Below are 14,683 nucleotides of genomic sequence, written 5' to 3' on the forward strand. Positions count from 1 at the left end.
AGTAGCTACTCTCTTCCATTGTAGCTACCTATCTATTTAGTAGAAAAGCGGTGACGTTGAGAAACGTTACCGCTTTTTTATCTGTTACGCCGCCATATGAATATCAGACGTAGGCATTTGTACTAGCTGCTGTAACTTTCTGCACACCTGCACCCAGCGGGCAACTTTCTGGTAGTAGACCTGCTCAATTAATTGCCCTTTTTCATTAAACAAAAAGCTCGCTAATTTCCCCTTATTACCCGGCATATAAAAGTGATGCACGGTAAATTGATGAGACAAAGGGGCATGTACCACCTTTTGATACATACAGAAAGGCAACCCATTTGCGCGCTCGTCGCCCCCAGTCAAGCGGCTACGGCGTTGAAACGTGTCTGATCCGAATTCAGCCATAATGCCGTGTTTTGAAATAAGCTGATCAACCGCTTTAATGCCTGTTTGCATAACTATCTCCTAAACGTTGCGCTTTTTAGCGAACCAAGATAAGACTCAAAATAAACCATACTGATGTTTATACAGTATATGTTCATTTGTTTAAAATGCAAACAAAAAAGCCGCTTTTTAAAGCGGCTTCTATTTAATAGCAGTATATATGCGTTAGTTGAGAGCGGACTCCAAAAAGGCCCACTGGTCGGCATACCCTTCTATTTGCATCCATGTTGGCGTACCCGCACCGTGACCAGCTCGAGTTTCAACACGAAGCAGAACTGGGTTATCGCAGCTTTGGTCAGCCTGTAGTTGGGCTGCAAATTTATAGCTGTGCCACGGCACAACACGGTCATCGTGATCACCAGTAGTAACTAATGTAGCTGGGTAGCACGTGCCCGGCTTAGTGTTGTGAAGTGGCGAATAAGCATAAAGCGCTTCAAATTCGTCTTTGTTTTCACTTAACCCATAATCAGAGGACCATGCTCGCGCATTTGCACTAGGTGTGTGATAGCGAAGCATATCTAACACGCCGACTGCAGGTAAGGCAGCAGAGAAGAGATCCGGGCGCTGTGTTAAGGTCGCACCAACAAGCAAACCGCCATTCGAGCCACCTTGGATACCCATTTTCTCAGGCGTGGTGTAGCCACTTTCAACCAAATACTCGCCCGCGGCGATAAAGTCATCAAATACGTTTTGCTTATCTAACTTAGTCCCAGCCTTGTGCCACTGTTGCCCATACTCACCACCACCACGTAAGTTAGCTATGGCCAGTACATTGCCCTGCTCTACCCATACCATGCGTGATACTGAATAGCGGGGCAGCAGTGAAATGTTAAAACCACCATACCCGTACAGTAACGTTTTATTATTTCCATCTAGCTTCAAGCCTTTTTTATGCACGATAAACATGGGAACTTTTGTTCCATCTTTACTGGTGTAAAAAATTTGCTTTGTTTCGTAATCATCATAATTAACACCTGTATCGATGGATTTAAATAATGATGACTCGCCGCTTTTTACGTCGTACGCAAATACTTGGCCAGGATTTGTGAATCCCGTAAGTTTATAGAACGTTGTATCGGCATTTTTGCTTCCGTAAAACCCGCTAACACTTCCAATATCATTAAACGCAATTTCATCTATTTTCTTGCCGTTTAAATCAAATACACTTACCTGCCCTTTTACATCTTTTAGATACTGAGCAAAAAGTTTTTCACCCAATAGTGAAACGCTCGACAAGGTATCAGATGTACTTTCAATTACGGTTTCCGTTGCTTTAACGCCACCATCGAAATCAACCTTAATAACCTTACCTGTAGGGGCATTTGCTGTAGATGTGAAAAATAACTCGTCGTCATGCTCGCCAATTAGGTCGTAACGGCCATCCCATTTGTCGAAAACCGGAACGAGCTCACTGTTAGCATTTACCAGCGATTTAGCATAAACACCATTCGTCTGATATCCCTCGAACACAGAAATGAGCAGTGTTTTGCCATCTTGAACAACCGAAGGATAAGGGTTCCATGTAGGTTTATTGTCAAACGCAAAAACCTTTTTGTCTTCACTTTGCGCTGTACCTATTGCGTGAAAATAGATAGATACGGTTTGGCTATCGTCGTACTTACCCGCTTCTGTTTTAGGATAACGTGAATAGAAAAAGCCGCTTTCATCGGGCAACCACGCGATATTTGAAAACTTAATGCCTTTAATAATGTCAGTTAAATCCGACTTCTTACTGGTGTCACGAACGTGAATAGTTTTCCAGTCTGTACCACCGTCAGAAAGCATGTAGGCCAAGAACGAGGCTTTAGGGCTTAGTTCAGTTGACGCCATAGACACTGTGCCATCTTCACTCAATGTATTTGGGTCAATCAGTACTTCAGGCTCACCGTTAACGCCGTCAGCCATATAAAGCACATATTGGTTTTGCAAGCCGTCGTTATAAGAATAAAACAGCTTGCCGTTTACCATATATGGCGTTGAATATTTTTCGTAGTCCCACAGCGCTGTTAGACGTTCTTTGTATCTTTCTCTAGAGGGCAATTCAGCCAGGTAAGGACGAGCAAGGGTGTTTTGAGACTCAACCCAAGCACTTACCTCTTCGCTCTTTTCTTCTTCTAGCCAGCGGTATGGGTCGCTCACTACAGTGCCATGATAGTTGTCATGCTGAGTCACAGTTTTGGTTTCTGGATAGTCGGACACTTTTGGCATGCCGCCACTTTGTGATTCACCTTGCACTGAACTAGTAGATTCGGTATACGAGCTTGTACACGCCAAGGTTAAACCTGCTGATGCCGCTACTATGGCAGCGTATATTAGATTTTTCTTCATTTTTATTCCTTAAACGAAAAATGCCGGTTTCAACCGGCATTTTCTATTTAGCTTTCTGTCGTAACTTGCGTATGTTTTCGACCTTTAAACACGCTTTTGAGGTCATTTAAAATAAGGTACAGCGCTGGGACAAGCAGCAAGGTGATCACCGTGGCGAACAAAATACCGAAGGCCAATGAAATAGCCATTGGGATCACAACTTGAGCCTGTAAACTGCGCTCAAAAACAATTGGCATAAGCCCCATAAACGTTGTTAGTGAGGTGAGGATAATTGCTCTGAAACGCTGAGTACCTGCGCTAATAGCAGCATCCATTAGCGACATGCCTTCTTTGCGCGCACGGTTAACGAAATCCACCATGATCAAGCTGTCGTTAACTACCACCCCAGACAACGCAATTATGCCGCAGATAGAAAGTACGCTTACCGCCATACCTAATACCAAATGCCCCACAATGGCGCCTACGATACCAAAAGGTATAACCGACATAATGATGAACGGCTGGCTGTACGATTTAAGCGGAATAGCAAGCAAGGTATAAATGGCAAAGAGTGCAAATAGAAGCCCCTGCATTAGGCTGATCATAGCGTCAGCCTGCTCTTTCGAGTTACCTTGAAGCTGGAAGTCCACCTTGGGATACCGCGCTAGTAGATCCGGCATCAGATTTTCAATCACATCATTGGTTACTTCTGACGGGTCAAGCAACGCTTTATCCACTGCACCAGTTACGGTTACCGAGCGTTTACCATCGACACGAATAATTGAATCAAAGCCCTGACCAACTGTAAATGTCGCCACCTGCTCAAACGGAATTTCTTGCCCATTTGGCGCGCGGATACGCATGTTTTCAAGGTGCTCTATAGAGCTACGTTCCGTTTTCGGATAACGCACCATCACTTTGATTTCTTCATCGTCACGCTGGATACGCTGAACTTCCGCACCATAGAAACCAAAGCGAACCTGCTGACCTAAATCACGCAAAGAAATACCTAGCGCATCAGCCTGAGGTTTCAGCGCGAGTTGAATTTCTTCGCTTCCGCCTGAGAAGGTGTCGTTAATGTCGGTAACACCTTCGTATTTATCCAACGCTTCTTTAAGTTCATCACTTATCGAACGAAGGGCCTTAATATCGCTTGAGCTAAATTCAAAGCTCAGGTCTGAACCACCACCAGGGCCACCCGGAGAGCTAATATTAAACGACTTAACACCTGGGATTTCTGGTAACTCTTGACGCCACATGTCTTGAATTTCAAAGTCTGTCAGCGTTCGCGTTTCACCTTTGGTGAGCTCTGCGAAAATCTCGCCCCCAAGATTGCCGTTATCAAAGGCAATGGCGTGCTTTATAACGTTTTCACCCGACTCTTCAGCTACTTTGTCGTCCATGCGGTGCATGGCCTCGCGAAGCGTAGTCAGTACATTATCACGCTGTTCAAGCGATGAGCCTGGCTCAAGCTCGAAACTTGCAATCATAAAATCGCTAGGAATATTCGGGAAAAATACAAAACGTACAATACCACCACCGAACAGGCCTACTGTGAGGATCAGCATAGCCATAAACACAGCAACCGTGGTGTAGCGATTTCGTACAGCTGTAGCCAAAAATGGCGCGTATTTATTGTTTATAAACGTCTTAATACCTTCGCTGAAGAAATCTCGGAACTTTTGAAATCTATTCGCCTTTTCAGGATCGTAAGGCTTAAGCTTCATGTGTACCAAGTGAGCCGGCAATATTAGTTTGGACTCAATGAGCGAGAAAATAAGGCATACGATAACCACCATACCGATGGTTTTCCAAATAATTCCAAACGGCCCAGATACCATCAGCATGGGCGAGAATGCGGCAATGGTTGTCAACACGCCAAATGTTGCTGGCATAGCGACCTTTTTGACGCCCGCTATCACGTTTTCAGCGCTATGGCCTTTTTTGTCTATTTCAGAATACGCCGATTCCCCCATGATAATGGCGTCGTCAACCACAATACCCAGCACAAGAATAAACGCGAACAGGCTAAGCATGTTGATAGACACACCAACCATATCTAGCGGCATAACTAACAAGGTGCCAAGAAAACAAACCGGCAAGCCCACAATGACCCAAAACGCGAGCTTAATTTTTAAAAATAAAGAAAGTACCAAGAAAACCAGCAGCGCGCCGAAGAACATGTTTTCCAGCATCATGTTGAGTCGGTCAGCTAAGTAGAACGAACTGTCGCCCCACGTATCAGCTGTAATATGCGCCGGAAATTCCGATTTCTGACTCTCAATATAGGTATTAACTTGCTCAGAGATTTCTAATGCGTTTTGATCACCTACCGCACGCACTCGCAAACTAACAGCGGGTTTATCGTCGAATAGCGCATATTGGTTATTTTCAATAAAACCATCGTTGATATACGCCACATCACCTAATGTCACGCGCGTGCCGTTACCGTTTGTTACTAAAACAATCTGCGAGAAATCCCAGCCCGTATAGGCTTGCCCTTTCGTTCTAAGCAGAATATCGCCATTTTCAGTGCGAATTGAGCCGCCAGGTAAGTCGACGCTGGTTTGACTTAAACGCGCAACGACATCGGCGAATGTAAGGTTGTATTTTTGCAAATCAACTTCCGAAAGCTCAACGGAAATCTCATAGTCCCTTGCCCCAACAACTTGAACACTTGAAATACCAGGTAGGTTAGCAATGTCGTCGCGCAAATCTTTGGCAAACTCTTTTAACTCCCGTTCAGACGCGTCGCCGTAAACCGAGAGCCAAATTACGTCTTGTTGTATTTTTTGACGGTAAATAACGGGCTTTTCAGTGTCTGCGGGGAAGCTCGGAATAGCGTCAACTTGTACTTTTACTTCATCAAGTAAAGATTGAACATCATAGTCTTCTTCCACCTGAATACTTACCGTACCCATACCTTCAACGGCTGTGGAATTAAGCTGCTTAATACCCTCTAAGTCTTTGATTGACTCTTCAATTTTAAGCAGTACGCCCTCTTCTACTTCCTGAGGTGCGGCCCCCAAATACGGTACGCGAACATTAATAACGTCTATCTCGAAATTGGGAAATACTTGCTTCTGAATACTGAAGGCACCAAATAATCCGCCAACTACAAGCAACCACATCAGAAGGTTTGCAGCTACGCTGTTACGCGCGAACCAGGCAATAAGCCCTTTATTGGTATCAATACGGCTCATTCGCTATCACCTTCGGTGGACGTGCTCTCTACTTTATCAGTATCTTCGCTAGCATCTGATTCAGCTGCATCAGAAAGCACTGGCTCATCACCTGGTAGACGAACTTTCATGCCATTATACGGGTTTGGTACGGCACTTCTCACTACCAGGCTTCCATGCTCAATACCAGAACGAATAAACACTTCTTTAGCGGTTGTGCGCGCAACCTCAACAGGCTTTATTTCAATCTCACGATTGTCGTTAACAGTCAGTACGGTATTGTCTAAACGTAAAATGCTACGAGGCAACACCACCAATTCTTCATTCTGACGAGACGTGATTTCTGCTTCTACAAACTGACCAAAACGAAGGGGGGCATTGTGTGAAGATTTCAGATTGTAAGGATCTTGTACTTCCACAATGGCATATACTACTCGGCTGCCTGTATCTAAAATACCTTCTGAACGCACCAGTTTACCTTCCCAAGTACGTTTCACACCGCCCACAGAGGCCGTTAACGAAACCGGAGCGCCGTCATTGGACTGTCCGGCAATATTGATAAACATTAAATCGCTGTCAGTAATAGGCAGCCTGACTTCTGCAGTATCGGTGGAGTACACTGTACCAAGTACTGCGCCCATTGATACAAACTGACCCAGGTCAATATTACGTTCAACCACAATGCCATTATAAGGGGCTGTAATTTGCGTTCTTGCTAAGTTGCGTTTTGCACGCTCTAGTTTGGCTTCTGCAGCTTTAACGTTTGCTTGTTCTTTTGCCAGTTGCGGCTTACGTAAACCCAACTCAGGCGGTGCAACGCTACTTACCGATCGCCATTCTTGCTCTGCTACTTTGCCGCGAGCTATTTCTTCTTGAAGCGCTGCTTGCGCTTGAGCTAATTCAGCCTCTGCAAGCTTAAGATCCGTGCGATAATCATCTTGTTCAAGTGTTGCCAGCACATCCCCTTTTTTGAACGTACCGCCAGCTATAAATACATCAGACAAACTCACTACTTGGCCACTGACCTGCGCACTTAACGCAGTTTTATTTCGCGGAACAACGTTACCCTGAGATTTTACGATAAAGCTCACGGCCTCTGCTGTTGCTTCTTTCGCTTCAACCAAAAAAGCAGGAATTTCCACGGGTACTTGCTCTGGTGGCTTACGTGATTTGATCATGACTGTCGCGGCGATAAACGCGACCAAAACTATGATTAGTGGAATGCCACTTTTCATCAAGATGGAGTTTTTCATTTACTATCCCTAGGAACGAAGGAAATCCACGCGAGTGAAACGGACGCAACGATGTATTGCACTTTCACATACCACCTGATAACCCACGAAAATCTATTATTATTGTTTCAACACTAGTGTACTGATTTGTGGTTATTGTGCCCACTTAAGATTGTTAAATTTTGTGTCTGTTAATTGTTTTTAAAATACACATAAAAATCAGCCGCCCTAATATAAAAAATTATCAAAAGAATACAAAGTAAGATTGATAATTATCAGTTTTTCGTTGATTATTTAATCACTCATTGATTATGAGTTAACCGATGGCTGCTAGTTAAGTGCAGTCTTAACAGATTGTAGCCTCGGAAATGATTTCGCTACGTTGAAGGGAAAACACATTATGAGTCTTAAGAAACAATACCTTAAATCAAAACCTCTGTGCAAAGTGACATTTCGACTTAATGCGGAAGCGGCGAAGGACGCCAAAGAAGCATCGCTGTGCGGAGATTTTACTGACTGGAAGTCACAGCCACTTACGATGAAAAAATTGAAAAGTGGTGATTTCACGTTAACGGTAGATTTGGAGAAAGATCACGAGTACCAGTTCCGTTATCTGCTTGACGGAGAGAAGTGGGAAAACGACTGGGAAGCCGATGCTTATATTCCCTCACCTGTTAGCATAGAAGACAACTCAGTGGTGCGCGTTTAAATTATTGTTCCATTAAAAAACATACCCGTAACTACTCTAGGTATTTTATAACGATTCCCTACAAAAAAGGCTGCGTATACGCAGCCTTTATCTTCATTTTGCTAAACCTTAAAATTCGATTTACAACGAATTTTCCAGCTCTGGAAGTACATCAAACAAGTCGCCTACTAACCCGTAGTCGGCAACCTGGAAAATTGGCGCTTCTTCGTCTTTGTTGATAGCAACAATAACTTTAGAGTCTTTCATACCCGCAAGGTGTTGAATAGCGCCCGAGATACCTACCGCGATATAAAGCTGAGGCGCAACAATTTTACCTGTTTGACCTACCTGCATATCATTCGGAACGAACCCAGCATCTACTGCGGCGCGTGATGCACCAATAGCAGCACCTAGCTTGTCAGCAATGCCCTCAAGAAGCTTGAAGTTGTCACCGTTTTGCATACCACGGCCACCTGAAATTACCACTTCTGCTGCAGTTAATTCAGGTCGCTCAGACTCAGTCAGCTCTGCCGATACGAAATCAGACTTATCACTGCCTTTTACAACGTCCACTGCTGCAACTTCTGCGCTGCCGCCTGTTGTTGCAGCATCAAATGATGCAGCTCGTACAGTAATGACCTTCTTCGCGTCAGATGATTGTACGGTAGCAATAGCGTTACCTGCGTAAATTGGGCGTACAAACGTGTCTTCACTCTCTACACCAATGATGTCAGAGATTTGCGCTACGTCTAATAAAGCCGCTACGCGAGGCATGAAGTTCTTACCTGTCGTGGTTGCAGCAGCAACAATGTGGCTGTAGTCAGCAGCAAGTTCTACAACTAGATCAGCCGTATTCTCAGCAAGCTGATGCTTGTAAGCAGCATTGTCAGCAACAAGTACTTTTGCAACACCGTCAATTTGCGCCGCGGCTTCAGCTACTGCTTGGCAACCTTCACCTGCGACTAGCACGTGAATATCGCCACCCATTTTTTGCGCGGCATTCACAAGCTTATGCGTTTCAGTCTTTAAGCTTGCATTATCGTGTTCTGCATATACGAGTACGCTCATGAGATCACCTTTGCTTCATTTTTTAACTTGTCTACTAACTCAGCAACATCTGCCACTTTAATGCCACCCTCGCGCTGAGGCGGAGGCGTCACTTTTAGCACCTTAACGTTTGATTCAAGCGCAACACCAAAGTCTGCCGCAGCTTTAACATCAAGAGGCTTACGCTTTGCTTTCATAATATTTGGAAGCGATGCATAACGCGGTTCATTCAAACGAAGATCTGTCGTTACAACAGCTGGAAGCGAAAGTGCAACCGTTTGAAGGCCACCGTCAATTTCACGTGTTACATTCACCTTCTCGCCATCTACAACCACTTCTGATGCGAAGGTACCTTGAGGCATACCTGTTAGCGCTGCAAGCATCTGACCAGTTTGGTTGTTGTCAGAGTCAATGCTCTGCTTACCAAGAATAACAAGTTGAGGTTGCTCTTCTTCAACTACTTTAGATAACAGCTTCGCCACTTGAAGTGAATCAAGATTTTGGTCGGTATCAATTTGGATACCACGATCAGCACCTAGGGCAAGTGCTGTGCGTATTTGTTCTTGGCAGCTTTTGTCACCAATTGAAACAACAACGATTTCCGTTGCCACGCCTTTTTCTTTTAATCGAACGGCTTCTTCAACAGCAATTTCACAAAAAGGGTTAATGGCCATTTTCGCGTTTGTAAGATCTACGCCTGATTCATCAGCCTTCACTCTTACCTTAACGTTGTAGTCGATCGCGCGTTTGACCGGTACGAGTATTTTCATATTTACCTCAATTGTTGAGTTCGTCAGTGCTAATTACGTTTCATTAATAATTAACTATTAATAATTAAAAACGTATTACTTCACCACGCTTTTTGAAACTTTAACAATGCTTATACGTTAAAAAGAAACTGTGGAACGTACGTTTTTTAAAGGCTAGCCTTAAAACGACGTTAACACCACGTTTACGAGCAGGTATAATACGCTGCCAGTTAACGTTAACGTAAACTGCTTTGCAATGTACTTACTGTTGACGTAAACGTCAACCTGCATTACCTTGCAAAACGACAATTAATTTACATGTTTTTGACACAAAGCATTATTTGTTTCATCAATAGTGCATTATAAAAATACAAACATAAGGAGCCTCCCGTGGAACGAGAATCGATGGAGTTTGACGTAGTCATCGTCGGTGCCGGCCCAGCTGGATTATCAACGGCTTGTAAGCTTATGCAGCTTGCAAATGAAAAAGACCAAGAGCTAATGGTTTGTGTGGTCGAAAAAGGCTCCGAGGTAGGTGCACATATTCTCTCAGGCGCGGTATTTGAACCTCGTTCTCTTAACGAACTATTTCCCGATTGGAAAGAAAAAGGTGCGCCACTTAACACCCCGGTAACCGAAGACCACATTTATTTACTTAATGATGAAACGTCAGCTAAGAAGTTACCAAACGGCATTACGCCCAAAACTATGCATAATGACGGTAACTATATCGTATCTATGGGTAATGTTAGTCGTTGGCTAGCAGAACAGGCCGAGCAGCTAGGCGTTGAAGTATTCCCCGGTTTCGCAGCTTCTGAAGTTATTTACAACGAAGACGGTAGTGTTGGCGGCGTACTTACCGGAGACATGGGCGTGGGTGAAGACGGTGAACCAAAAGATGGTTACATGCCAGGCATGGAACTACGTGCCAAATACACGGTGTTTGCTGAAGGCTGTCGCGGTCACTTGGGTAAAGAGCTCATTTCACACTTCAATCTAGATAACGACAGCTCACCACAGCATTACGCTATTGGCTTTAAAGAGATTTGGGATATAGATCCAGCGAAACACCAGCCAGGCTTAGTGGTTCATAGCGCAGGCTGGCCATTGGATGATGCCACAGGCGGCAGCTATTTATATCACGCCGAAGATAATCAAGTATTTGTAGGGCTAATTGTCGACCTTAACTACGACAACCCTTATTTGAGCCCGTTTGACGAATTTCAACGCTTAAAACACCACCCTGTTTTTAAACAGTACCTTGAGGGTGGTAAACGTGTATCTTATGGCGCACGTGCAATTGCCAAAGGTGGGTTTAACTCGTTACCTAAGATGACTTTCCCAGGTGGCCTACTGGTTGGTTGTGAAGCAGGCACCCTAAACTTTGCCAAAATTAAAGGTAATCACACGGCCATGAAGTCGGGCATGCTTGCAGCAGAGAGTATTTTTGAAGCCATTTCAGAAAATGCTGAGGCACCAGTAAAAGAGTTAACAAACTTTACAGAGAAATTTAAATCATCGTGGCTATACGACGAATTGTTCCGCTCTCGTAACTTTGGCCCCGCTATCCACAAACTCGGAAATTTCTGGGGTGGCGCATTTAACACGCTAGAGCAAAATATCTTTAATGGTAATTTGTTTTTCACCATGAAAGACGAACATAAAGACTACGCACAGCTTAAAGAAGCGAAAGATGCAAAAGAGATTTCATATCCTAAGCCAGATGGCGTGTTAAGCTTTGATAAATTGTCTTCTGTATTTTTATCTAATACAAATCACGAAGAAGACCAGCCTTGCCACTTAAAATTAAAAGATCCGTCTATTCCTCTGCAGGTTAATTTACCTAAATTTGCAGAGCCAGCACAGCGCTACTGCCCTGCTGGTGTATATGAAGTAATTGAAGAGGAAGGTGAAAAACGGTTCCAAATTAATGCACAAAACTGTGTTCACTGTAAAACGTGCGACATTAAAGATCCGAGTCAGAATATTAAATGGGTTGTACCAGAGGGTGCTGGAGGCCCGAATTACCCAAATATGTAATTTAATGCGTTATTTAGTTATTTAACTGATATTTTTTAAAAGCGAGCTTGGCTCGCTTTTTTTTTGTGCTACTTTTATTTATTATCCAATAGAAATTAAGTACAACGTATTAAGGTTAATTAATGAGCGATTTTTTAGATATTTTAACCCATGGAAGACGTTTACAAGGTGCTGTTAAGGAATTAAGCATTGAAGAACTTGAACAAATTCAAGAAAAACTTAGCGGTATAATTGAGAAAAGAAAAGAAAAATTAGTAGAACAAGAAAAGCTTGAGAAAGAAAAATTAGAGAAGCTCGCTGCTATTAAAAAGCAAATGGAAGAAGCGGGTTTAAATGTTGAAGATCTACAGGCATTAAATGTAGAAACAAACAAAAAGGTTGGCAAAAAACGTCCGGTTAAATACAAGCTTGTTGATAGCAAAGGTGAAGAACACCTTTGGACAGGTATTGGACGCATGCCTCGCGTTTATAAAGAAGCGCTAGATAGCGGTAAGTCACTCGACGATTACGCCATTAATTAATTGAAATTGTGAATTAAACAAGGCCTGTTTTTACAGGCCTTATTTTGTTTGAACAGCATGTTCAGAAACGGATAAGTATATTGTGAAGTTGAACTACAAACTTTCGGAATGCGCTTCTACCTCTCCCTGGCTGATTCTCATTCATGGACTATTTGGAAATGCCGATAATTTAGCCGGCATTAAGCGCCACTTTGAATCTAACTACAACGTGATCAGCATTGATCTGCCTGACCACGGTGAATCCCCATGGACATCTTCATTTTCTGTCGACGATGCTGCAAATGCGGTGTTCGAGATTATGCAATCGCTTAATATTAGAGAAAGCGCGGTTTTAGGCCACTCATTAGGCGGCAAAGTAGCCATGAGATTAGCCTTAAACCACGGCGACGTTGTTTCTCACCTCATTGTCGCCGATATTGCACCAGTATCTTACGTCCATAGCCACCAATCCGTATTTGATGGGCTCAAGGCCGTTCCTTTAGATGCAATTCAAAGTAGAAAAGATGCTGAAAAAGAAATGGCTAAACATGTGAAAGAGCCAGGCGTTCGACAATTCTTATTGAAGAGCCTATATCAAGATGAAAATGGAGATTGGAAATGGCGTTTTAATGTCGATGGATTAATTGCCAGTTATTCACACATTATTGATTGGGAACAAACAAATCAAACATTTGATGGCGTAACATTATTCATCAAGGGCAGTGAGTCTGATTATATTACGCCAGCCTATCGCGATGACATAACGCGTTATTTTCCTATGGCTAAAGCACATGTAATAGAAGGGGCTGGCCACTGGTTACATGCAGAAAAGCCAGCGGTCTTTAACGCCGTTGTAGAAAGAACGCTCAATAAATCGTCTTAAAGAAGGGTTTTCATCATCATTTAAGATGAGAATGACTATTATTACCTATTTTTGAACGTTTTAGGCTCTTACAGGCGTATATACTGTGATATAGTTGCGCCAGATTTTTTTAAGTAACAACACTATGCTTGCAGAAAATTACGAACTCATTGAGTCCATCATGCTGTATGGCGGCTTATCTATCCTTTTTGGGTTGATGGGTTTTGCTGTACACGATGTACTGCGTAAGAACGATGTGCCACTTATTGGACGAGTGGTAACGTACGGTGTGCTAGGTTTAGGCGCATTAGGGTTTCTTGCGAAGGGCATTATTGAATGGTTTTGGCTAAGCACAGGCGTTTAATTAGTAACGATTAATAGAGGTTAGATATGGCAAGCGTTGGCCTATTTTTCGGAAGTGACACGGGTAATACCGAACATGTTGCGAAAATGATCCAGAAGGAATTGGGTAAACAGCTAATTGATGTTAAAGACATTGCCAAGAGCAGTAAAGAAGACATCGCTGAATTTGATTTGCTTATCTTTGGTATCCCTACGTGGTACTACGGTGAAGCGCAATGCGATTGGGATGATTTCTTTCCTGAACTAGAGCAAATTGACTTCAACGACAAGTTAGTTGCTATTTTTGGCTGCGGTGACCAAGAAGACTACGCGGAATACTTCTTAGACGCTATGGGTATGGTACGCGATATCGTAGAAGCCAAAGGCGCTATCTTAGTGGGTCAGTGGTCGACTGAAGGTTATGATTTTGAAGCGTCTAAAGGTATGGCTGACGACAATCATTTTGTTGGTCTTGGTATCGATGAAGACCGTCAACCAGAACTAACAGAATCTCGCGTTAAAGCGTGGTGTAAGCAAATTCACGATGAACTTTGCTTGGCCGAACTTGCATAAGCTTAAAAAAAAGACCGCGTTTCTATCGATCTGCGGTCTTTTTCATTACTTCTCTTTTATCCGGTGCATGCTGAAGCAATCCCTCCTAGCGTTTAATCTGTCTTACGAAAGGTGCTGTAGCAATCATCATCATTAAAAAGATGATGCCAGATGACGGTGCGGAAACCTGTGTAGTTACTCTTGCACTCCTCGCGTCAACATTGGTAAGGTCATTTCCTTGGCCATCGCCCAATAACAAAACCGTCAAGTCAAGATCGGTAAACTCCCCCATTTCTAAATCAATCACGTTAAAAGTTAGAGAAGCAAGTGTAGTTACGGTTGATTGCAAAAACTCAAGGTCACTTGAAAATAGAAAACTTAATAAATTCAAGTTTATTGAGTTTCCTGCTGCGTTAAGCCCGCTCATGGTGTCATCGGTGTAAGCATCAGCTGTTAAATCAAAGAAATCATTTGTAATTATACTTCCTAGCGCGTCGCTGTAGTCAAAACTAACAAAGCTAAGCACCGTACTATCAAATGAAACGTCAACATCAAATACGCCTATCGTAGTATCGATTGGGTCGCCAAGATCACCTGCTATGAGGTCAACAGTAACCACTTGCCCTGTACCCGAAACCTGAATAGAGGGTGACAGTGCAATAAATACAGCGTGCACAGGTAACGAAGCCGTCGCAAATAAAGCAGTAATCGAAAACAGCATTGCTTTAATGATTTTTTTCATAACACTTTCCT

General features: G+C 43.2%; 13 protein-coding genes. 6 read left to right on the forward strand and 7 right to left on the reverse strand.

The window, feature by feature from the left end; translation table 11 throughout:
* Positions 1-84 precede the first annotated feature (84 nt).
* From ACFI6J_RS06825 to ACFI6J_RS06840, 4 genes are all read right to left on the reverse strand, one after another.
* Complete coding sequence (locus tag ACFI6J_RS06825) at positions 85-441, reverse strand: hypothetical protein (RefSeq protein WP_374961953.1); 357 nt, start codon at positions 439-441, stop codon at positions 85-87.
* Between the two features lie 153 nt (positions 442-594).
* Entirely contained in the window at positions 595-2,757 is a 2,163-nt protein-coding gene (locus ACFI6J_RS06830; protein WP_462585893.1) for a prolyl oligopeptidase family serine peptidase, read from the reverse strand.
* A gap of 47 nt (positions 2,758-2,804) precedes the next feature.
* The gene (locus ACFI6J_RS06835; RefSeq protein WP_069944450.1) at positions 2,805-5,939 is read right to left on the reverse strand and encodes an efflux RND transporter permease subunit; all 3,135 of its coding nucleotides are present in this window, start codon (positions 5,937-5,939) and stop codon (positions 2,805-2,807) included.
* Positions 5,936-7,171, reverse strand: a complete 1,236-nt coding sequence (locus tag ACFI6J_RS06840) for an efflux RND transporter periplasmic adaptor subunit (protein WP_014949732.1) — start codon at positions 7,169-7,171, stop codon at positions 5,936-5,938. Before ACFI6J_RS06840 ends, ACFI6J_RS06835 begins: the two co-directional genes overlap by 4 nt.
* A 379-nt stretch (positions 7,172-7,550) precedes the next feature.
* Between ACFI6J_RS06840 and ACFI6J_RS06845 the strand changes: the two genes are divergently transcribed.
* The gene (locus ACFI6J_RS06845) at positions 7,551-7,859 is read left to right on the forward strand and encodes an isoamylase early set domain-containing protein (protein ID WP_039216445.1); all 309 of its coding nucleotides are present in this window, start codon (positions 7,551-7,553) and stop codon (positions 7,857-7,859) included.
* Positions 7,860-7,979: 120 nt separating this feature from the next.
* Here ACFI6J_RS06845 and ACFI6J_RS06850 read toward each other — a convergent pair whose 3' ends face one another.
* Together ACFI6J_RS06850 and ACFI6J_RS06855 are read right to left on the reverse strand one after the other, a co-directional pair.
* The gene (locus tag ACFI6J_RS06850) at positions 7,980-8,906 is read right to left on the reverse strand and encodes an electron transfer flavoprotein subunit alpha/FixB family protein (RefSeq protein ID WP_014976738.1); all 927 of its coding nucleotides are present in this window, start codon (positions 8,904-8,906) and stop codon (positions 7,980-7,982) included.
* Positions 8,903-9,655, reverse strand: a complete 753-nt coding sequence (locus tag ACFI6J_RS06855; RefSeq protein ID WP_014979496.1) for an electron transfer flavoprotein subunit beta/FixA family protein — start codon at positions 9,653-9,655, stop codon at positions 8,903-8,905. Before ACFI6J_RS06855 ends, ACFI6J_RS06850 begins: the two co-directional genes overlap by 4 nt.
* Positions 9,656-10,024: 369 nt before the next feature.
* On the opposite strand from ACFI6J_RS06855, the gene ACFI6J_RS06860 reads away from it, so the two are divergent.
* The 5 genes from ACFI6J_RS06860 (at position 10,025) to fldA (ending at position 13,951) form a co-directional block, all read left to right on the forward strand.
* Positions 10,025-11,674, forward strand: coding sequence for an electron transfer flavoprotein-ubiquinone oxidoreductase (locus ACFI6J_RS06860; protein ID WP_462585896.1), 1,650 nt, complete (start codon positions 10,025-10,027; stop codon positions 11,672-11,674).
* 122 nt (positions 11,675-11,796) lie between these two features.
* Positions 11,797-12,195, forward strand: a complete 399-nt coding sequence (locus ACFI6J_RS06865) for an H-NS histone family protein (RefSeq protein WP_061485992.1) — start codon at positions 11,797-11,799, stop codon at positions 12,193-12,195.
* A gap of 82 nt (positions 12,196-12,277) precedes the next feature.
* The gene (locus ACFI6J_RS06870) at positions 12,278-13,057 is read left to right on the forward strand and encodes an alpha/beta fold hydrolase (RefSeq protein WP_462585898.1); all 780 of its coding nucleotides are present in this window, start codon (positions 12,278-12,280) and stop codon (positions 13,055-13,057) included.
* A 124-nt stretch (positions 13,058-13,181) separates the two neighbouring features.
* Positions 13,182-13,400 (forward strand): DUF2788 domain-containing protein, encoded by a 219-nt coding sequence (locus ACFI6J_RS06875; RefSeq protein WP_012519093.1) that lies wholly within the window; start codon positions 13,182-13,184, stop codon positions 13,398-13,400.
* Positions 13,401-13,426: 26 nt separating this feature from the next.
* Positions 13,427-13,951: a flavodoxin FldA gene (gene fldA / locus ACFI6J_RS06880; protein WP_014998614.1), complete on the forward strand. Its 525-nt coding sequence runs from the start codon at positions 13,427-13,429 to the stop codon at positions 13,949-13,951.
* Positions 13,952-14,036: 85 nt separating this feature from the next.
* On the opposite strand, the gene ACFI6J_RS06885 is transcribed toward fldA, so the two are convergent.
* Positions 14,037-14,672 (reverse strand): hypothetical protein, encoded by a 636-nt coding sequence (locus ACFI6J_RS06885; protein WP_462585901.1) that lies wholly within the window; start codon positions 14,670-14,672, stop codon positions 14,037-14,039.
* Between the last annotated feature and the right edge of the window lie 11 nt (positions 14,673-14,683).

The sequence above is a fragment of the Alteromonas sp. G4i13 genome, assembly GCF_054960505.1.